Annotated in this window: 20 protein-coding genes; 13 read left to right on the top strand and 7 right to left on the bottom strand. The window is 57.1% G+C overall.

The features are described 5' to 3' along the window. The first annotated feature begins 9 nt into the window (after positions 1-9). Genes ribH through THISIDRAFT_RS11375 form a run of 3 tightly spaced genes read left to right on the top strand, consistent with a single transcriptional unit; the run spans position 10 to position 2,169 of the window. Positions 10-492 (top strand): 6,7-dimethyl-8-ribityllumazine synthase, encoded by a 483-nt coding sequence (ribH, locus tag THISIDRAFT_RS11385; RefSeq protein ID WP_006787988.1) that lies wholly within the window; start codon positions 10-12, stop codon positions 490-492. Then, complete coding sequence (nusB, locus tag THISIDRAFT_RS11380) at positions 489-938, top strand: transcription antitermination factor NusB (protein WP_006787989.1); 450 nt, start codon at positions 489-491, stop codon at positions 936-938. Before ribH ends, nusB begins: the two co-directional genes overlap by 4 nt. Further along, positions 916-2,169 (top strand): metallophosphoesterase family protein, encoded by a 1,254-nt coding sequence (locus tag THISIDRAFT_RS11375; protein ID WP_006787990.1) that lies wholly within the window; start codon positions 916-918, stop codon positions 2,167-2,169. Before nusB ends, THISIDRAFT_RS11375 begins: the two co-directional genes overlap by 23 nt. A gap of 31 nt (positions 2,170-2,200) precedes the next feature. Here THISIDRAFT_RS11375 and cbiB read toward each other — a convergent pair whose 3' ends face one another. Both cbiB and ubiT read right to left on the bottom strand, forming a co-directional pair. Continuing rightward, the gene (cbiB, locus tag THISIDRAFT_RS11370) at positions 2,201-3,163 is read right to left on the bottom strand and encodes an adenosylcobinamide-phosphate synthase CbiB (protein WP_006787991.1); all 963 of its coding nucleotides are present in this window, start codon (positions 3,161-3,163) and stop codon (positions 2,201-2,203) included. 28 nt (positions 3,164-3,191) lie between these two features. Next, a complete protein-coding gene (gene ubiT, locus THISIDRAFT_RS11365) occupies positions 3,192-3,740 on the bottom strand; it encodes a ubiquinone anaerobic biosynthesis accessory factor UbiT (RefSeq protein WP_006787992.1) in 549 nt (182 codons plus the stop codon). A gap of 331 nt (positions 3,741-4,071) precedes the next feature. Between ubiT and THISIDRAFT_RS11360 the strand changes: the two genes are divergently transcribed. From THISIDRAFT_RS11360 to THISIDRAFT_RS11335, 6 genes are all read left to right on the top strand, one after another. Further along, positions 4,072-5,562 carry a DUF2868 domain-containing protein gene (locus tag THISIDRAFT_RS11360; protein ID WP_006787993.1) on the top strand — a complete coding sequence of 497 codons (1,491 nt, stop codon included), beginning with the start codon at positions 4,072-4,074 and terminating at the stop codon, positions 5,560-5,562. After that, positions 5,563-6,948: a DUF3482 domain-containing protein gene (locus THISIDRAFT_RS11355; RefSeq protein WP_246585382.1), complete on the top strand. Its 1,386-nt coding sequence runs from the start codon at positions 5,563-5,565 to the stop codon at positions 6,946-6,948. Between the two features lie 125 nt (positions 6,949-7,073). Then, entirely contained in the window at positions 7,074-7,835 is a 762-nt protein-coding gene (gene ubiE, locus THISIDRAFT_RS11350; RefSeq protein ID WP_006787995.1) for a bifunctional demethylmenaquinone methyltransferase/2-methoxy-6-polyprenyl-1,4-benzoquinol methylase UbiE, read from the top strand. A gap of 58 nt (positions 7,836-7,893) precedes the next feature. Beyond that, positions 7,894-9,546, top strand: a complete 1,653-nt coding sequence (ubiB, locus tag THISIDRAFT_RS11345) for a ubiquinone biosynthesis regulatory protein kinase UbiB (protein ID WP_040852726.1) — start codon at positions 7,894-7,896, stop codon at positions 9,544-9,546. A gap of 144 nt (positions 9,547-9,690) precedes the next feature. Continuing rightward, positions 9,691-10,773 carry a chorismate synthase gene (gene aroC, locus THISIDRAFT_RS11340; protein WP_040852742.1) on the top strand — a complete coding sequence of 361 codons (1,083 nt, stop codon included), beginning with the start codon at positions 9,691-9,693 and terminating at the stop codon, positions 10,771-10,773. Positions 10,774-10,788: 15 nt separating this feature from the next. Next, a complete protein-coding gene (locus THISIDRAFT_RS11335) occupies positions 10,789-12,003 on the top strand; it encodes a PilT/PilU family type 4a pilus ATPase (protein ID WP_006787998.1) in 1,215 nt (404 codons plus the stop codon). A gap of 74 nt (positions 12,004-12,077) precedes the next feature. Here the strand turns inward: THISIDRAFT_RS11335 and THISIDRAFT_RS11330 are convergent, their stop codons facing one another. Then, on the bottom strand, positions 12,078-13,151 hold the full coding sequence (locus THISIDRAFT_RS11330; protein ID WP_006787999.1) for a class III poly(R)-hydroxyalkanoic acid synthase subunit PhaC: 1,074 nt from the start codon (positions 13,149-13,151) through the stop codon (positions 12,078-12,080). Next, positions 13,148-14,275: a class III poly(R)-hydroxyalkanoic acid synthase subunit PhaE gene (gene phaE / locus THISIDRAFT_RS11325; RefSeq protein ID WP_006788000.1), complete on the bottom strand. Its 1,128-nt coding sequence runs from the start codon at positions 14,273-14,275 to the stop codon at positions 13,148-13,150. The genes THISIDRAFT_RS11330 and phaE overlap by 4 nt, the downstream gene beginning before the upstream one ends. Positions 14,276-14,620: 345 nt before the next feature. On the opposite strand from phaE, the gene THISIDRAFT_RS11320 reads away from it, so the two are divergent. From THISIDRAFT_RS11320 to phbB, 4 genes are all read left to right on the top strand, one after another. Beyond that, positions 14,621-15,811 (top strand): acetyl-CoA C-acetyltransferase, encoded by a 1,191-nt coding sequence (locus THISIDRAFT_RS11320; RefSeq protein ID WP_040852728.1) that lies wholly within the window; start codon positions 14,621-14,623, stop codon positions 15,809-15,811. 229 nt (positions 15,812-16,040) lie between these two features. Beyond that, positions 16,041-16,520, top strand: a complete 480-nt coding sequence (gene phaR / locus THISIDRAFT_RS11315) for a polyhydroxyalkanoate synthesis repressor PhaR (RefSeq protein WP_006788002.1) — start codon at positions 16,041-16,043, stop codon at positions 16,518-16,520. Between the two features lie 95 nt (positions 16,521-16,615). Further along, the gene (locus tag THISIDRAFT_RS11310) at positions 16,616-17,005 is read left to right on the top strand and encodes a phasin family protein (protein WP_006788003.1); all 390 of its coding nucleotides are present in this window, start codon (positions 16,616-16,618) and stop codon (positions 17,003-17,005) included. A gap of 39 nt (positions 17,006-17,044) precedes the next feature. Further along, a complete protein-coding gene (phbB, locus tag THISIDRAFT_RS11305; protein WP_006788004.1) occupies positions 17,045-17,791 on the top strand; it encodes an acetoacetyl-CoA reductase in 747 nt (248 codons plus the stop codon). A 99-nt stretch (positions 17,792-17,890) separates the two neighbouring features. On the opposite strand, the gene THISIDRAFT_RS11300 is transcribed toward phbB, so the two are convergent. The 3 genes from THISIDRAFT_RS11300 to THISIDRAFT_RS11290 form a co-directional block, all read right to left on the bottom strand. Then, positions 17,891-18,361, bottom strand: coding sequence for an alpha/beta fold hydrolase (locus THISIDRAFT_RS11300; RefSeq protein ID WP_006788005.1), 471 nt, complete (start codon positions 18,359-18,361; stop codon positions 17,891-17,893). A gap of 56 nt (positions 18,362-18,417) precedes the next feature. Continuing rightward, a complete protein-coding gene (locus THISIDRAFT_RS11295) occupies positions 18,418-18,816 on the bottom strand; it encodes a hypothetical protein (RefSeq protein WP_139064058.1) in 399 nt (132 codons plus the stop codon). A 61-nt stretch (positions 18,817-18,877) separates the two neighbouring features. Beyond that, the coding region (locus THISIDRAFT_RS11290; RefSeq protein ID WP_221914047.1) for a transposase at positions 18,878-19,034 on the bottom strand (157 nt) is incomplete at its 5' end.

Below are 19,034 nucleotides of genomic sequence, written 5' to 3'. Positions count from 1 at the left end.
GATTTTTACATGCAGATTCAAAGCATTGAAGGCGATTTCACGCAGGCACAGACAGCGCGTTTTGGCATTGTGCTGGCCCGCTTTAACAGTTTTATTGTGGATCGTCTGCTCGAAGGCGCCCTGGATGCTCTCAGCCGTCACGGTGTGGCCGAGGAGCGTATCCAGATTGTGCGCGTTCCGGGGGCCTATGAATTGCCCATCGCCACCCGTGCGATGGTAAACACCCAACGCTATGACGCGGTGATTGCACTGGGCTGCGTGATTCGTGGCGCCACCCCGCATTTTGATTATGTCGCTGGCGAGACGGCCAAGGGCCTGGCACAGATTGCACTAAGCCAGGATATCCCGGTGAGCTTTGGCGTATTGACCACCGACACCATTGAGCAGGCCATTGAGCGCGCCGGTACCAAGGCGGGTAACAAAGGTGCCGATGCCGCCATGGGGGCCATCGAAATGGTCAGCCTGCTGGGCAAATTGCGGAGTCTGGCTTGAATCAGCACGCGCAACGCCAACACATCCAGGCCCGCCAGCGGGCGCGCCGGGTTGCCATGCAGGCGCTGTATCAATGGCAACTCACGGATGACCATCCCAAAGACATTCTCAGCCAGTATGATGGCGACAGCGAGCTGCGCCAGGCCGATTTTGAGTATTTTCGCACCTTGCTGCTCGGCGTACCGGCGCGGGTCAAAGAACTTGATCAGGCACTGGAGCGCCACACCGACAAGCGGGTTCCGGAGGTTGATCCGGTAGAGCGTGCCGTCCTGCGCATTGCTGCCTACGAATTGCTCTATCAGCCCGACCTGCCCCCGGCCATTATTCTGAGTGAAGCTGTGGCCTTGACGCGCAAATTCGGGGCGACGGAAGCGCATCGTTTCGTCAACGCCCTCTTGGACAAACTCGCCGCCGAAGTGCGTGATGCGCTTTCTGCACGCCGCTGATCTGCATCTGGACAGTCCCTTAAAAGGGCTGGATCGCTACGACGGTGCGCCGGTTGAACGCCTGCGCACCGCCACTCGCCATGCCTTTGAAAACCTTGTCGATTATGCCTTGGCCGAGCGCGTGGATTTTATCCTGCTGGCCGGGGATACCTATGACCGCGACTGGCAGGATTTTCATACCGGGCTGTTTTTCCGAGCGCAGATGGTGCGGCTTGACCGGGCCGGGATTCCGGTCTTTATGGTACAAGGCAACCATGATGCCCAAGGGGTGATCTCCCGTCAGCTCACCTTACCCGATAATGTGACGGTCTTTTCCAGCCATACGCCACAAACGCACCGCCTGGAATCTCTGCGGGTAGCGATTCACGGGCGCAGCTTCCCCAATCGCGAAGTCAGCGAAGACTGGGTGCCCAGTTATCCTGAACCCCTGGCCGATTATTTCAACATCGGCCTGCTGCATACCAGCCTGAGCGGTCGCCCCGGACATGATCCTTACGCCCCCACTGACCTGGAGACCCTCAAGGCCAAGGGCTATGACTACTGGGCGCTGGGGCATGTGCATCGGCGCGAGCGCGTCTGCCAGGCACCGTGGATTGTCTATCCCGGCAATCTGCAGGGCCGTCATGCCAATGAAACCGGGGAAAAAGGCTGCGAACGGGTCTGGGTCGAAGGTGGGCAGATCAGCGCCGAATTCATGGCGCTGGATGTGGTGCGCTGGCACCATCTAAGCCTTGATCTTCATGGTGTTGCAGACCTTGCCGCCTTGCGCACCCAGGTGCTGCACGCACTAAAACCACGGCTACAACAAGGTTTAGATCGTCTCCATGCGCTGCGCATCACTCTGACAGGCATCAGCCCGCTGTATGTCCTGGAAGCGCAGCAACCCGGCACCCTGGAACACAATCTGCGGGCAGCCTTGCAAGAGCTGGAGCTGGGAGAGGTCTGGCTTGAGCAGGTTAAATTAGCCCTGAGCGCCCCGCAAGATCGCGCCCAGCTTGCCGAGGGTGAAGACGCCATCGGCGAGCTGGTGCGCCTCGTCGATACCCTGTGCGCCAATCCCGAACAGGCCCGCGCTCTGGTACACAGCGAATTAAAGGACTTAAGCTGGCCTGAGGAATTGCTCGACAGCGACGCCATACCAAAACTTCACTGCGCAGACACCGTGCGCGCACTCCTTCTTGATGCCGAAGCAACCGTCATTGCCCGCCTCAGCCAGGCCCCCCGCGAATAACGACGAAAAATAACGCCGCACGGCTGGCAGCTCAACGCCAGCCAGAAGCTAGCAAGGCAAGCCCCAGGCCAATCATGACCGCCAGCGCCATGCAGCTTAGCAGTAACTTCAGGGCCTGCTGCAGGTGCCGGGCATTTAAATCAGCAGGCCAGGCAGGATCGCCCAGATACTCCTGGTTGCGCAGTTCACCCCGGTAGCGAATGGGGCCAAGCAGACGCACCTGTAAGGCCCCAGCAAAGGCGGCTTCGCTCCAGCCTGAGTTGGGGCTGGCCAGATGTCCATGATCGCGGCGGGCGGTGTGATAGGCCGTCAGCGGATGCAAGCGCATCAGCCCGGCAGCCAGCATGATCAACGGTACTGACAGGCGGGCGGGTAGCCAATGCACCAGATCATCCGCACGCGCCGCCGCCCAGCCAAATCGCTGATAAGGCGCTGTTTTATAGCCCACCATCGAATCCAGCGTAGAGACCGCCTTGACCACAATCAAGCCGGGCAGACCAAACAGGCACAAGGCCCACAAGGGTGTGAGCACCCCGTCGGTGAGGTTTTCAGACAGGCTTTCAATGCTGGCACGCACCACCCCGCCCTGATCCAGACTGTCGGTATCGCGCCCAACCATCATCGCTAAAGCCCTGCGCGCCTGAACCAGATCGCCCAGCGCCTGATAAACTCGCAGGCCGTGGGCATACAAATCACGCATACACAGCAGGCTATAGGCCAACAGCAGATCCCAAAGCCACGCCAGCCACGGGTGCAGCGCTCCCAGCAGCGTACCCATCCCCCACCACACTGCCAAGGCCCCACCCACCACCGCAAGCCAGTGCAGCACACCGCCCAGATATCCTTGCAGATGCAGGCGAAACAGCCACCGCTCACACAGCTGGCTCCCGTCTCCCAGCAAACGCACCGGATGCAACCGATAGACCGGATCTCCCAGCCAGGCATCCAGCAGACAGGCGCACACCACCAGCATCACATGCGCCGAGAACAGCATCGCCGTCAAGCCGGTCGCTCAAGCCCGATCAGTAACGTGTCTGTGGGCGATCTTGCTGCGCCCAGCATTTGGCAGAAAGGCGATCCAGGCCGGTGCGCTGAATCAGACGAATCGCCCGGATGCCCAGCCGTGGCCCCAGCACCGCAATGGCATGGGCCTGCCAATCAAATTCGGCACCATCCAGCATATTTTTGATATACAAACCCGCCTCGGTTTCCCCTTCCAGACTCAGGCGGCGCTGAAAAAACAGGGTATCCGGGTCCTCGGCGCGGGTCGCCAGTCGCCAAAAACCTTCCAGATCACCACGAATGCACACCTCCCAGTCACGCGGATGCAGCGGCGTGTACGGGCGTAAATGCTGCCCCTGGATACGCATATGAATCTGGCTGCGGGTATCGGTAATATCCAGACACAGACGTTTACCGTCGATCTCATGGAGCTGCTCGGTCACGATCTGCCCCTTGAACATAAAATTAAGCATCTGGGTAAAGATCTGACGGTGAAAGCTATCAGGGAAAGTGCGCAAAGCCAGTGCGCCGGGTTTAAGCAACAGTTTGGGAGAAACTAAACACGCCATCGAGTAACACCTCACAAAAAAGCAATGGGCAAGGCAAATGCCATCGGCGAGAGTATACCCCAGGCGCGGGGCTTAAGCGGGGATGAGTCATCGCCATGCGGGTTTTTGATGTCCCCAGCATCAAAGAAATATGCACAACAGTGGGAAAATAGCGCGACCTCGGGGTAGAATTATCCGCAGGGGGCTCGTTTTAGCGTGTATTTTCATACGGGTGCGCTGAACTTCAGTATCTTGAGCGCATGGCGCGCCAGAGATGGCCTGATGCCATAACGCAAACAGCATTTATACGCTAATTTATTAAAATACATAGACATGCGCAGGATTAACGTTGATGGCGGTATCTGACAAGCAAGCCCACGATCCGGGTTTTGGTGGGCGTATCATTGCCGAGGCGATTCGCCTTGAGGAGGATCGGGCGGGTAAATTGCTCGATGAGCCTCAGGCACTGCAGCAGGCGCTGGAGCGGGGAGGGGATTTTGAGCAGCGCATCATCACCCGGGCGCTGCATACCCGCAAGGGTAGTAAGTTGCAGCAGGCTTTTGAATCCCTGCATCAGTTTCGCTTCTGGTTTGTCATTGTCGCGGTGCTGCTGGCTTTGTTCGCCGGTATTGGTGCGGCGAATGCGGTGTTTCGCGATGAGGCCACGGTGAATATCGTGCTTGCCCTGGCGGCTTTGCTGGGGGTGCAACTGTTGATGCTGGGCATCTGGTTTGCGCTGTTAGTGTTTAGGCCCGGCAGCGGCGGCGGGGGGACATTGGGGCGTCTGTTACTGGATGGCGCCAATGCGGTGGGGCGGCGCATCTATCGCCATCATGATGCGGCCTTATTGCTGCAGGCGACCTTTGCTTTATTGCGCCGTGACGGTATTGGGCGCTGGCTGGCCAGCAGCCTCAGTCATACCTTGTGGGCTACCTTTTGTCTGGGGGCGCTGCTGTGGTCACTGCTGGAATTGAGCATCCGCCAATATGATTTTGTCTGGGGCACGACGGTACTCAGTGAGCAAAGCTTTGTCACCTTGATTAGTCTGCTGGGGTTTCCGGCGCGTCTGCTGGGGATGGATACCCCGGATGCGGAGCTGATTCTTGCCAGTCGCATGGGGCAGTGGATTTATGAGGGCCGTGGTCAATGGTCGGCACTGCTGTTGTCGGCCATTTTCTTTTATGGGGTGCTGCCTCGGCTGTTGCTGGCGTTGTTGACCGGAGCGTTGGCGTGGCGGGCTATCAAGGCCTTGCGGCTCAATACCGGCCTGCAGGGCTATGCGCGTTTATCCGAGCGTCTGGCACCGCGTGCCCAGAATATCGGCGTGGTGGATCCTGTTCCGCCTCGGGTGGGTCGTGAGCAGGATTTATCGGCCCCCCGCGAGGCCGTGGGTACCGGCGCTGTGATGCTGATCGGTGTTGAGCTGGAGCGTGATGATCACCACTGGCCGCCGCAGCTGGCGGGGGTTGAATGGCTGATTTTAGGGCGGGCTGATGAGCGCAGTCAGCGCCGTGATGTGCTTGCGGCCTTGCGGGCACAAAGCGCACCACCGCCGGCGGTGGTGCTGGTGGTATGTTCGCTGGCGCGCACCCCGGATCGGGGTACGCAGAACTTTATCCATGAGGTGCGTGCCGCTACCCCGGCGCCGGTGTGGCTGATTCTTGATGAAGCGCCCTTGTTGGTGGCCCGTGGCGGTGATCCCGAAGCGCGCACGCAACAATGGCAGGAGATGGCCAAGGTGGTGGCGGTGGATCATATGATGACTGCGGATCTGGCAGACGCAGCACATCCCGGTTGCGAGGCATTGCGCCAGGCCCTGGGTCATTTGAAAGTGAGTCATTAAATGATGGATGCAAGCTTAAATATCACCGTGGTTGGGCATACCAACACCGGCAAAACCTCGCTGTTGCGTACCCTGTCGCGGGATGAAAATTTCGGTGAGGTGTGTGATGAGCCAAGCACTACCCGCCATGTCGAGGGGATGAAGCTGGTACTGTCTGACGGAACGCCAGCGATGAGCCTGTTTGATACCCCAGGGCTTGAAGACCCCGGCGGGGTGCTGGATCTGCTGGAGCACCTTGCGCAAATGGGGCGCTATGATGGCCCGGAACGGGTGCAGCACTTTTTGCAAATGCCCGAGGCGCGTAGCCGTTATGAGCAGGAGGCTAAGGTGTTGCGCCAGGTGATGCAAAGTGATGCGGCGATTTATGTGATTGACAGCTGCGAGCCGGTGCTGGGCAAATACAAAGACGAGCTGAGCATTCTGACCTATTGCGCGGTGCCGGTGTTGCCGGTACTTAATTTTGTCGCCCTGGAACGTACCCGAGAAGCGGAATGGCGCGCCCAGTTGGCGCGCGTCAATCTGCATGCGGTGGTGGCCTTTGATACGGTGGTGTTTGATGAACACAGCGAGCAGCGCCTGTATGAACGGCTGCGCACCCTGCTGGATGACCGCCACGACCGGCTGCTTAGTCAACTGCTGCAGGATCGCCGCGAGCAGGCGCACTGGTTACGCCGGGCGGCGGCAGAACAATTGGCCGAGCTGTTGCTGGATAGCGCCGCCTATCAGCGGCTGATGCCCAAAGACACAGACCCGGAGGTCTTGCGTCTGGATACCCTGCGCTATCAGGATGAAATCCGCCAGCGCGAGCAGCAGTGTGTGGATGCCCTGCTGGGGCTGTTTCGTTTTAGTCGGCGTCATGTCAGTGAACAAAACCTGCCCTTGGTGGATGGTTCCTGGGAGGTGGATTTGTTCAGCCCGGATGCCGTGAAACATTATGGGCTGCGGCTGGGCGGAGGCGCTGCGGCTGGGGCTGCGGCTGGAGCGACCATTGATGCGGCCACCCTGGGCGCGACCATGGGCCTGGGGACGGCCAGCGGCACCGCCATCGGCTTGTTGCTTGGTGGCAGTTCCACCAGTCTCAAGCAGCGGATGCTCAACCGGATGCGCGGCTATACCCAATGGCATGTCAATGAACATACTCTCACCCTGCTGGCCTTGCGCCAGTTGGCCCTGATTCGGGTCCTGCTCAAGCGTGGTCATGCGGCACAATCCAGCATGGCGCTGATTCCGGCAGAAGACAAGGACTGGCATCTGCCCAAAACCGTCAAAACAGCGCGCCTCAAGCCGGACTGGTCACGCATTAACACCGATCTGTTTGACGCCAACCGGATTGACCGGCATCGTGCGGTGCGTGATCTGACCGAGGAATTACTGAGCAAGCTATAATCCTTGTGGGTGTCTGCCTCATCTCAGACACCCCGCCATCATCCGCCGTGCTGGCCGTGCCGTGCGCAAGGCCCGCAAGGCGAAATAATGCTTACGCTTGATCAATCGCTGTGGAGCCGTGCTGCATGTCTGACGACAAAAAAACTCATTTTGGCTATCAGGAAGTTCCAGAAAAGGAAAAGGTACACCGTGTCGGTGAGGTCTTTCATTCGGTGGCCGATAAATATGATCTGATGAATGATCTGATGTCTTTTGGCATCCACCGCATCTGGAAACGCTTCACCATTGAAACGGCGGGCGCACGCCCCGGCTCACGGATTCTCGATCTGGCAGGCGGCACCGGCGATCTGGCGGCGCGTTTTTCCCGCATAGTCGGTGAACAGGGCGAGGTGGTGTTGTGTGACATCAATGCCTCCATGCTCAATCGTGGCCGCGAGCGCCTGGTCAATGAGGGGCTGGTCGGCAATCTGCGCTATGTGCAGGGAAATGCCGAATGTCTGCCGTTTCAGGATAATTATTTTGATGTGATCACCATTGCCTTTGGCCTGCGCAATGTCACTGACAAAGATACCGCCCTGGCCTCCATGCATCGGGTGCTCAAGCCGGGCGGGAAATTGCTAGTGCTGGAATTTTCCCACCCAACCGTGCCGGGCCTTAAACCCCTCTACGATCTGTATTCCTTCAGTGTGATTCCGCTGATGGGCAAGGCCATCACCGGCGATAGTGCCAGCTACCGCTATCTGGCGGAAAGCATCCGCGTACATCCAAACCAATCCACGCTGTTGCAGATGATGGATCTGGCCGGGTTTACTCAGTGTGAATACTTCAATCTCAGTGGCGGTATTGTGGCCTTGCATAAAGGGCACAAACGCAAAAACGCACCGTGAATGCCCGTCTTTTGTGCACCCAGGCGGTGGAGCCGATGCTGTGATCCTCTTGCGTCCGATGCAGTTATTGCGCCTGATCACCATCAATCGCGTGTTGATCCGTCACGGTCTGGATGAGGTTATCTTTGCCATTCATCTGCTGCGCCCGATTCGCTTTTTGTTCTATCTGGCGCCGTGGAACTGGTTTCGGCGGGTGCGCGCCTCGCGGGGTGAGCGGATTCGCCGCACCCTGGAAGATCTGGGGCCGATTTTTATCAAATTCGGCCAGATGCTATCCACGCGCCGTGACCTGCTGCCCGATGACATTGCCAAGGAGCTGGCGCGGCTGCAGGATCGTGTGCCGCCGTTTCCTGATGCACAGGCCTTTGCCATCATCGAGCGGGCGCTGGGCAAGCCCATCAGCGAGGTCTTTCTGGCCTTTGATAAAACCCCACTGGCTTCGGCCTCGATTGCGCAGGTGTACGCTGCCGTATTGCACAGCGGCGAGCCTGTGGTGGTCAAGGTGGTACGCCCTGATATTTTGCCGGTGATTCGCCGCGATCTTCAGCTGATGTATATCATGGCGCAGTTGGCAGAACGCTACTGGTCGGAAGGCCCCCGGCTACGTCCGGTGGAGGTGGTGGCCGAATATGAAAAAACCATCCTTGATGAGCTGGATCTGATGCGTGAGGCCGCCAATGCGACCCAGATCAAGCGCAATTTCAGCGGCTCTTCCATTTTATATATTCCGACGATCTATTGGGATTACACCCGCCGTCAGGTGATGGTGATGGAACGCATCCACGGCGTGCCGGTGGCAGATATGCAGGCCTTGTCTGCGGTCGGGGCGGATCTTAAATTGCTGTCGGAGCGCGGCGTGGAGATCTTCTTTACGCAGGTGTTTCGGCACAATTTCTTTCATGCCGACATGCACCCCGGCAATATCTTCATCGACATTGATATCCCCGAGGATCCTACCTATATCGCCGTGGATTTTGGCATTGTCGGCACGCTGACCGGGGCAGACCGGCGCTATCTGGCAGAAAATTTCCACGCCTTTTTCAATCGCGATTATCGCCGGGTAGCCGAGCTGCATGTGGAATCTGGCTGGGTGCCTGCCGATACCCGCACCGAACAACTGGAATCGGCGATTCGCAGCGTCTGCGAGCCGATTTTCCAGCGCCCGCTTAAAGACATCTCCTTCGGGCAACTCTTATTGCGCCTGTTTCAGACGGCGCGGCGCTACGATATGCAGGTACAGCCGCAACTGGTGCTGCTACAAAAAACCCTGCTCAATATCGAAGGGCTGGGGCGGGATTTGTATCCTGATCTGGATTTGTGGAAAACCGCCAAGCCCTTTATCGAACGCTGGATTGATGAGCAGGTGGGTTTGCGGGCGATGATTCGCGGGGCCAAGTACGGGTTGCCGGTGTTTTTGGAAAAATTGCCCCAGATGCCGGGGCTTATGCATGAGATCATGTTGCATGAGGCCAAGGGCCGCACCCGCCGAGACATCAGCGCCCCGCAACTGGAGGCCCTACGCCAGGAGATCATCCGCGCCCAGCAGCGCAGCAGCCTCACGGTATTGGCAGCAACCTTGTTCATTTGCGCCACTTTGCTGCTATTGTTTGCCGAAAACCTGCCGGGCTATCTGGGGATACCTTATGCGGCGGCAGGGATGGTGGCCTTGGCGGGTCTATTGCTGCTGATGGCTCTATGGCGGCGGGGATAGCCTCTGCACCGCCATCTGTGGTGCGGGATTGCACCACGAATGCACACGGATTGACACGAATATTTCTTCTTTCGATGCGCCCGCGATGTGGCGATTCTGATAACCCTGGCTGCCGTGGCAGTCACGCTGAAAACCCTTGAGATTATGTCTGGCAATACCTTTGGTAAGTTATTTTGTGTCACCTCCTTTGGTGAAAGCCACGGGCCAGCGATTGGCTGCATTGTGGATGGCTGTCCGCCGGGACTGGCCTTGAGCGAGGCCGACATCCAGCCCGATCTGGAACGGCGGCGGCCAGGCAAGTCGCGCCATACCACCCAGCGCCGCGAAAGCGACACGGTGCGCATCCTCTCGGGGGTGTTTGAAGGCAAAACCACCGGCACGCCCATCGCGCTGTTGATTGAAAACGAGGACCAGCGCTCCAAGGACTATCGCGAGATTGCTGATCGTTTCCGTCCCGGTCACGCCGATTTCACCTATTTCAAAAAATACGGCCTGCGGGATTATCGCGGCGGCGGGCGCAGCTCGGCACGCGAAACGGCGATGCGCGTGGCCGCCGGGGCGATTGCAAAAAAATACCTGGCGCAGCAATGGGGCGTGCAGGTGCGTGGCTATCTGGCACAACTCGGCCCGATTGTGATTGAGCGGCTGGATTGGGCGGAGGTGGAAAACAATCCCTTCTTCTGCCCGGATGCGCAGAAAGTCCCGGAGCTGGAGCAGTACATGGATACCCTGCGCAAGGAAGGCAATTCCATCGGTGCCCGGGTCAATGTCGTGGCCTCTGGCGTACCGGCAGGCTGGGGTGAGCCGATTTTTGATCGGCTGGATGCCGACATTGCCCATGCCATGATGGGCATCAATGCGGTCAAGGGCGTAGAGATCGGCGCCGGTTTTGGCTGCATCACCCAAAAAGGCACCGAGCACCGTGACGAAATCAGCCCGCAGGGCTTTTTATCCAACCATGCCGGGGGGATTCTGGGCGGGATTTCCAGCGGCCAGGATATTGTGGTCTCGATGGCACTCAAGCCGACTTCCAGTATCCGCATTCCGGGCCGTACTGTGGATGTGCACCATGCGCCCGTGGAGATTATCACCACCGGACGCCATGACCCCTGCGTCGGCATTCGCGCCACCCCCATTGCTGAGGCGATGCTGGCGATGGTGTTACTGGATCATGCCTTACGCCATCGCGGCCAATGCGGTACGCAATCATTGCTTTGCCCACGCTAATCTCGGAGGGATGTGATGCAGATTGATCCGTATCTAAAACTCATGGCGCAAAAAAGCGCTTCCGACTTTTTTTTCACCACCGGGGCCCCGGCCAGTGTGAAAATTGATGGGGTGGTGCGCCCCATCAGCCGCACGCCCTTGGGCGTTGGTGCGGTCAAGGAGATGGCCTATGATCTGATGAGCGCAGAGCAGATCAGTGAGTTTGAGCGCCATAAGGAGATGAACCTGGGCTTGTCTGTCAGCGGGCTGGGGCGCTTCAGGGTCAATATTTATTTACAGCGCGGTGAGGTGGCGATGGTGATTCGCTACATCAAATCGGAAATCCCCACCATTGAACAGCTACGTTTACCGCCGGTGCTCAAGGATCTGGTGCTGCACAATAATGGTCTGGTGTTGGTCGTTGGCTCCACCGGTTCAGGCAAATCGACCACCCTGGCCTCGATGATTGACTACCGCAATGGTACACGCACCGGCCATATCCTCACCGTGGAAGATCCGATTGAATACATCTTCACCCATCGCAAATCAATTATCGGGCAGCGTGAGGTGGGGCTGGATACCCACAGCTATGACAATGCCCTGCGTGAGGCCATGCGCGAGGCCCCGGATATGATCATGATCGGTGAGGTGCGTGACCTCAATACCATGAAAGCGGCCATTACCTATGCCGACACCGGCCATTTGGCCTTATCGACCTTGCATGCGGTCAATGCCAATCAGGCCCTGGATCGCATCATCAATTTTTTCCCGTCAGATGCCAAGCGGCAAATCCTGATGGACCTGTCATTGAATCTGCGCGGCATCGTCTCCCAGCGTCTGGTGCTGGGTAAAGACGGCAAGCGCTTGCCGGCGGTAGAGGTGATGATCAACACGCCCTATATTGCCGAGCTGATCCGCAAAGGCGAAATCAACGGCATCAAGGAAATTATGGAAAAAGGCGCGGCGGTCGGTATGCAGACCTTTGACCAGTCGCTGTTTGATCTTTACAAGGCGGGCCAGATCAACCTGCAAGAAGCGCTCTCTAAAGCCGATTCCAGCGGCGATCTGGAATGGCGCATCCATTTTGGCGGCGGGGTCAAAACCTTAAAGAAAGAGGATGAAAACCTCAACCTGCCCAGCGATGTTATCACCCCGCAAAGTACGGCAACACATCGGGTTGCCACCAACTTTGATGAGCTTAAACCGCTGTCAGAAAGTGCCATTGAGCCGTCGCTGAGCAAACCCTCTTAAACCGGGAAAGCCGCCCCCCTTTACACGGGAGGGCGGCGCTCAGGCAACCTTATGGCGCAAGGTTTGGGGCGGTTTTAAGTGCGCTCGTCGAGCCAGCGACCGATGGAGGGAGGCACTTCTTTTTGGGCGCGGCCACTGACGTAGATACCGATGTGTCCGCCTTTAAAGGAGATCTCGGTATAGTCTTTGGTACCGACCACGTTTTTGAGCGCCTTGGATGCATCCGGTGGCACCAGGTGGTCTTCGGTGGCAAAAACGTTGAGCACCGGCATGGTGACGTTTTTCAGATCCACTTCGTAATCACCGATGACCAGTCCGCCGTTGATCAGTTTGTTTTGCTGATAGAAATCCTTCAAAAACTGGCGGTAGGCTTCACCAGCCTGATCCGGGCTGTCAAAAATCCATTTTTCCATGCGCAAAAAGCCGTCAATCTGCTTTTTATCTTCCAGCACATCGACCATGTCGATGTATTTTTGCATGATCAGGCGATAGGGCTTGAGATTGAGGAAGGTCCAGTTGAGCATCTCCCCCGGAATGGTGCCCAGGGTATCGGCCACCAGATCAATATCCACATGCTGCACCCACGCAGAGAGCATATTGTCCGGGGTCTGGAAGTCCACCGGGGTGACCATGGTCACCAGATTGGCGACCTTTTCCGGGTGCATCGCGCTGTAGCACAGGCTGAAAGTGCCGCCCTGGCAGATGCCCAGCAGGTTGATGGCATCGCGCTTGTGGCGTTCGCAGATCACATCTACGCAGCGATCCAGATAGCCGTTAAGGTAATCATCCAGCCCCAGATAGCGGTCACTGCGATCCGGATAGCCCCAGTCGATCAGATAGACATCCATGCCAGCCTCTAAAAGCCCTTTGACGGTGGAGCGGTTGTCTTGCAGGTCAGTCATGTAGGGACGGTTGACCAAGGCATAGACAATCAGCACCGGCACCGGATTTTGCACGGCGGTGGTGGAGGGCTGATAGCGATACAGGGTCATCTTGTCTTCCTGATAGATGACTTCACGCGGGGTCACGCCGGTGGGGATTTCGTCGCCCATTTCCAGCAGATTTTGAAAGCCGTGGGTCAGCTTGCGCTGAAAGGTGGTGAGTTCTTCCAGGGCTTCATCCGGGCGAATTTCAATGGGGTTTTTCACGAGCTCTTTCTCCGTGGGTTACGCGGCTTTCTGGGTCCCCCGGTGCTGGGGTCTGTGTCTGCGCTGTCGTCATCTTCCTCAGCGTCGCTTGCTTCTTCTGCGGCGACGGTGATCATGGCCTGATCTTTGGCAGGCGTTGGCATCGCGCCCTGGGTCGCTTTTTGCAGGCGGCTCAGCTCAGTACGCAGGCTGCGCAATTCGCGGCGGGTTTCATGCAGGCGTTTTTGCAAGGTATCGACTTCTGCACGGGTCGGCATGTTCATGGCTTCGAGCATGTCATCTTGCATTTTGCCGACATGCTGCTTGAGCGCCATCAGACTGTTGACCATCCCGCCGTAGAGCTTGGTGTATTCCTCAGACAGTGCGTATTCGGCATAAACCTCTTCGCAGGCATCCACCCACACGTTAAACACCTGGCGCGTGGAGTTGATCGGCTTGTCATCCTTGGCCAACTTATCCAGGCGCTTTTTGAAGATGTCAACAGAGCGCATCCCGGCCTTGGCGAGATTGTTTTGATAGTCCTGTGAGGCGCGCTGATAGGCGATCAGCAACTTGCCCAGCTGTTGCTGCTGTTGCTGGGCCTCGCGGCTATAGCCCACAGTGGGCATCGACAGCAGGCGCTCCCAGGGGGCAAACAGATCATTGCCTGCAGCAGGCCCGCTCATGCCTTTGAAAAAGTCCATAGACAGGGGCAACTGGCTAAAGGAAGCCTTGGACCATTGCTCAAACGGCGCGGTCCAGAAGTCAAGCACTGGATTTGCTGCCGCATCGGAGCTTTTGAACATGCCTTGGCTGGCCTGTTCAAAGGCTTGGGTCATCTGCTTGGTCCAGCGATCAATCATCTCGGCGCTGTTTTTTCCACCGGGCGCGCTGCCCATATTCTCTACCATGGAAAAATAGCTTTTGCCCATGTTGACCATCTGCGAGAAAAAATCCTGCGTCCCCGCTGGGGCTGTGCTAGAAACACTTTTCCACCATTGATCAATCGCCCCAGACCAGGGCATCGCGCCGGGGTTTTTATCAGTACCAGCCTGCAGCCCCTTGCGAGTCATATCCAGCCAGGCATCCCAATAACGTCGCTGGGTTTCGAGCCATTGCTCGGTAATTGCGTCAGAACCTGCCATAGGGTATCTCCGTTAAAAGGTGCTGCATACGATATGCAGCATCGTGGTTTAGGTTATGCTATATTAGCACGACTTTTGTGCAGTGCAACAAAATCTATCCATGCAACATGATAGTATTGTACATTTATACGCTTTGCTGTTTGCGTGATTTTCTTGAATGCCTAGGCAGCTGTGCGCCTGGATCAGGGCAAACAGTGCGCTGGGCGAGTAGGGAAATTGCTCGCCTGGTGATGGTTAAAGATGCTAACAGCACGTACCTTGCGTGATTTTCTTGAAAACCCAACCCAACAGGAGATTCGGCCATTTCCCGCCTCCGGGCAGGAATACAGGCTGTGTAAATCATCTATGAGTCATGAAGATATTGTTATTGTCAGCGCCTTGCGCACCCCCGTCGGCAATTTTAACGGTTCTTTGGCAGAAATTCCGGCGCATCAGCTCGGCGCACGGGTGATTGAGGGGCTTTTGGCACAGACCGGCGTCAAGCCTGAGCAGATTGATGAGGTGATTTTAGGTCAAGTGCTCACCGCAGCGTCGGGACAAAATCCCGCCCGCCAAGCGGTGCTTGAGGCCAAATTGCCCCATGAGGTCTCCGCCCTGACCATTAACAAGGTATGCGGCTCAGGTCTGAAAGCCGTGCATCTGGCGTGGCAGGCGGTGCATTGTCAGGACGCCAAGATCGTGATTGCCGGGGGTCAGGAAAATATGTCGCTCTCTCCCCATGCCTTGCCCCGTTCGCGCAATGGGCAACGCATGGGCGATTGGGTGATGAAAGACACCATGATCACCGATGGCCTGTGGTGTGCTTTCAATGACTATCACATGGGCAATACTGCCGAAAACATCGCCGCCGAATTTGGCATCAGCCGCGAAGAGCAGGACGCCTTTGCCGCACAATCCCAGCAGCGCGCCGAGGCCGCGATCAAGGCCGGCTATTTTAGCAATGAGATTGTGCCCATCAGCATCCCGCAGCGCAAAGGCGATCCGCTGATCTTCAATCAGGACGAATTCCCGCGTGCCGGCGTCACCGCTGAGGCGCTGGGCAAACTGCGTCCGGCCTTCAAGCGAGACGGTTCAGTCACGGCGGGCAATGCCTCGGGGATTAACGACGGCGCTGCTGCGGTAATGGTGACCACCCGTGCCTTGGCAGACAGCATGGGACTCAAGCCACTGGCACGCATTGTCTCTTTTGCCAGCGCCGGGGTTGATCCGGCGATTATGGGCACCGGGCCGATTCCGGCCACCATGCGCTGCCTGGAAAAAGCCGGCTGGACCCCGCACGACCTGGATCTGATCGAGGCCAATGAGGCTTTTGCTGCCCAAGCCATCTCGGTCAATCGCAAACTGGGCTGGGATCTGTCCAAGGTCAATGTCAGCGGCGGTGCCATTGCCATCGGTCACCCCATCGGCGCCTCCGGGGCGCGTGTACTGGTGACCCTGTTGCACGGAATGCAGCGTACCCAGGCGAAAAAAGGTTTGGCGACCTTGTGTATCGGTGGTGGCCAAGGGGTGGCCCTGGCGGTTGAGCGTATCGACTAGCCCGCCTTGATTCCCCAAAAGGGCTGCCCTTGTCAGCGACGAGTGCAGCCCTGGCCGTGTACGCAGTGAAACCGACACCTATATCGCGTTTGCCAGTATTCGCGGCTGACCGCTCCCTAGCCGCTTGCGACAATTCGGGCCTGATCCAAAGCCCCCTCCCATCCATCGTCCATACATTTTCAAGTCGCCTGAAATCACTCTTAAATTAAGCATTTTGCAGGATACCACCGTGGCTGAACCTTATCTGATTAAAAAATACCCCAACCGCCGTCTTTATGACACCGAAGAGAGTCGTTATATTACGCTCAGTGATGTGCAAACCCTGGTGCGTCAGGATAAAGACATTCAGGTGATTGACAGCCAAAGCGGCAACGACATCACCCGCAGCATCCTGATTCAGATCATCACCGAGCAGGAAGCCAGCGGCAATCCGCTGTTTACCACCGAGATTCTGACCCGCTTCATCCGCTTTTATGATGAATCGGTGCAAGATGCCTTTTCCAGCTTCTTGCATCAGACCCTGCAACTGTATGCCGAACAACAAACGCGGATGCGCGCCCAGATGGATGAATTGATCCCGGATCACAATATGGTCTCGTGGAGCGATATTGCGGATAAAAATCTGCAAATCTGGCGCGAAATGCAAGAAAGCTTCTTCAAGGCCGCCGGATTTATCCCGCCCGGTGCCGACCGTAAGGATAAAAAATAGCTTGACAACCGCAATAAAGTTTTTTATGCTGCAGCGCACAAATGCTGCACTGCACAATATGCGCTGCAGTGGCATAAAAACCCGGAGATATCACCATGCAAAACCAACTGATCGAAACCTACAACAAAATGGCCCAGGAAAGCTTTGACGCGATGCGCAAGTTGAGCGAAATCAACATGCGCACCGGCGAACATTTGTTCAAGCATCAGCTTGACTTGGGCAACGCTTGGGTAGAAACTGGCGTTAAGGGCGTTGAGCTGATGGGCAAGGCCAAAGGCTATCAGGAAATGATGTCCGGTCAGACCAAGCTGGCTCAGGAATACGCCCAAAAATGCCTGGACACCTACCGCACTGCAGCGGAAGTGTTGACCGGGGCTCGTGAAGAAATCTCCAAGGTTCTCGACGAGCAGACCAAACTGGCCGGCACTAACATGCAGGCCGCAAGTGAAACATTCCAGAAGGCCGCTGAAAAAGCGACCTCCTGAAAGACAGCACCTGGCAGTGGTGCCGGGAAAGGTGGATCTGTGACACAACGCATCGCTTTCGTCACCGGTGGTATCGGTGGAATCGGTAGTTCAATTTCTCAAGAACTGGCACGCAAAGGCTTCAAGGTCGTGGCGGGTTACTATCCGCCAGAAAAAGACCTCGCCGAAAAGTGGCAGGCAAAACAGCGCGAACAGGGGCTGGAATTTGAGCTGGCCTCCGGTGACGTGTCTTCTTATGAAGACTGCGAAAAGATGATCAAGGACATCGAAAGCCGCGTTGGCCCGATCGACATCCTGGTCAACTGTGCCGGTATCACCCGCGACAAAACTTTTCGTAAAATGGAGCTGGGCCACTGGCAGGCCGTGATGGCCACCAACCTCAACAGCGTATTCAATGTCACCCGCCAAGTGGTCGATGGTATGTTGGAGCGCAACTGGGGACGGATCATCAACATCTCCTCGGTCAACGGACAGCGCGGCCAGTTCGGGCAAACCAACTACTCCGCTGCCAAAGCCGGGGTACATGGTTTTACCATGGCACTGGCTCAGGAAGTCGCCCGCAAAGGTATCACCGTCAACACCATTTCACCGGGCTACATTGCCACGGAAATGACCCAGGCGATTGCCGAGGAAGTGCGCCAGCAGATCGTTGCGCAAATCCCCGCAGGACGCATGGGTACGCCGGAAGAAGTTGCCTTCCTCGTCGGCATCTTGTGCGACGAACGCGCAGGCTACATCACTGGCGTCAACTACGAAATCAACGGCGGCCTGTTCATCAGCTTCTAAGCAGCAGATGTAACCCCGTTATCCAGTAGCACGCAAAAACCCGCAAAGCCAAAGGCTTTGCGGTTTTTTTTACGCCCCCTTGCCCCTGGGGCAATCACCTCAAGCACGCCCGCCCTTTTCGCACAGCGCACGCAGTATGCCCAAAGAATCCGGGTCAATCAGACGATGATCCGTGCCGGTTGTGATCAACTGCGACAAAGCCAGGCCGCTTTGCTGCAACAGCGTTTCCGAGTCTGCATACGCCACAACCTCATCGTGCGGTGAATGCAAAATCCAGGTGTTCGTTTTAACCGGCACCATTCCGCCATGATCGCGCCAGGCCGGACACAGCAGTATTAACGGCGTATCCGCAGATTGCACATGCATTGCCACCGCACCTCCCCGCGAAGAGCCGACAATGACCTCAGGGACATGCGCATCATACGCAGCCTGTGCGACCAAAACCGCCCGCTGAAAATCATCATCATCCAGCGCAGGATTGATCACCTCAAAACCTTGATCGCGCAAAAACGAAGGCTTCACACCACCCGGGCGGGCGTGCCAGCCGTGCAGGAAAAGGATTTTTACCATGAGTGTAAGCCTCAACAGGTGCAGGAAAAAAAACCAAAGACAAGCGCATTGCAAGACTATCCAAAAAACACAAAACCAGGACAGGATTGGTCCAGGGCGCGCAGTTCAATGCCGCCAAAGCCCTTGTCGGCATTCTCACCCCCACCACAAACCGCCAGCAGACTCAGCCAGGGTAATACCGCCGCATCTACCGTTAACTGGACGTGCCCGGTCCAGGTATATGCGACAAACTGCGTACCACTGCCACGGCTGGCCAGCTCCAGCGGATACACCGCGACCTCTGCCTGTTCTACCTGCAAGCCCTCAGAGAGCAAGGCATGCGCCACATAATGCACCAGATGCCCGACCAGACGCTGGCTGCGCGCATCTTCAAGACAGAGGGCACTGAGCTTGTAAGCGCGCTGCCGCAAGGCTTTGCGCAATTCATGCGCCAGCCTGTCAGTATCGGGAATCACACCCGCATCGGCCCCTTTGCTAACCACCCAGGGAGTGAGAAGCTGTTTGGAAACTACCGCCTCAAACCAAGCGGTTAGCCATCAGTCGACTCATTGCGAGATAAATCCAGGCTTCGCTGCTCGACATCAAGCGCTCGTAGTCCTTGCTCAGACGGCGTGAGTGGTTCAGCCAGCCAAAGGTCCGCTCAACAACCCAGCGTCGCGGCAACAAAACAAAC

The organism is Thiorhodospira sibirica ATCC 700588 (genome assembly GCF_000227725.2).
Lineage (GTDB): Bacteria > Pseudomonadota > Gammaproteobacteria > Ectothiorhodospirales > Ectothiorhodospiraceae > Thiorhodospira > Thiorhodospira sibirica.
This window is presented reverse-complemented; position numbering and strand designations above follow the sequence as displayed.

Coding starts and splice junctions, on each gene's coding strand:
- ribH (WP_006787988.1), top strand. CDS start 10: ATGCAGATTCAAAGCATTGAAGGCGATTTCACGCAGGCACAGACAGCG.
- THISIDRAFT_RS11375 (WP_006787990.1), top strand. CDS start 916: ATGCGCTTTCTGCACGCCGCTGATCTGCATCTGGACAGTCCCTTAAAA.
- cbiB (WP_006787991.1), bottom strand. CDS start 3,163: ATGCTGTTCTCGGCGCATGTGATGCTGGTGGTGTGCGCCTGTCTGCTG.
- ubiT (WP_006787992.1), bottom strand. CDS start 3,740: ATGGCGTGTTTAGTTTCTCCCAAACTGTTGCTTAAACCCGGCGCACTG.
- THISIDRAFT_RS11360 (WP_006787993.1), top strand. CDS start 4,072: ATGGCGGTATCTGACAAGCAAGCCCACGATCCGGGTTTTGGTGGGCGT.
- THISIDRAFT_RS11355 (WP_246585382.1), top strand. CDS start 5,563: ATGATGGATGCAAGCTTAAATATCACCGTGGTTGGGCATACCAACACC.
- ubiE (WP_006787995.1), top strand. CDS start 7,074: ATGTCTGACGACAAAAAAACTCATTTTGGCTATCAGGAAGTTCCAGAA.
- ubiB (WP_040852726.1), top strand. CDS start 7,894: ATGCAGTTATTGCGCCTGATCACCATCAATCGCGTGTTGATCCGTCAC.
- aroC (WP_040852742.1), top strand. CDS start 9,691: ATGTCTGGCAATACCTTTGGTAAGTTATTTTGTGTCACCTCCTTTGGT.
- THISIDRAFT_RS11335 (WP_006787998.1), top strand. CDS start 10,789: ATGCAGATTGATCCGTATCTAAAACTCATGGCGCAAAAAAGCGCTTCC.
- phaE (WP_006788000.1), bottom strand. CDS start 14,275: ATGGCAGGTTCTGACGCAATTACCGAGCAATGGCTCGAAACCCAGCGA.
- THISIDRAFT_RS11320 (WP_040852728.1), top strand. CDS start 14,621: ATGAGTCATGAAGATATTGTTATTGTCAGCGCCTTGCGCACCCCCGTC.
- THISIDRAFT_RS11310 (WP_006788003.1), top strand. CDS start 16,616: ATGCAAAACCAACTGATCGAAACCTACAACAAAATGGCCCAGGAAAGC.
- THISIDRAFT_RS11300 (WP_006788005.1), bottom strand. CDS start 18,361: ATGGTAAAAATCCTTTTCCTGCACGGCTGGCACGCCCGCCCGGGTGGT.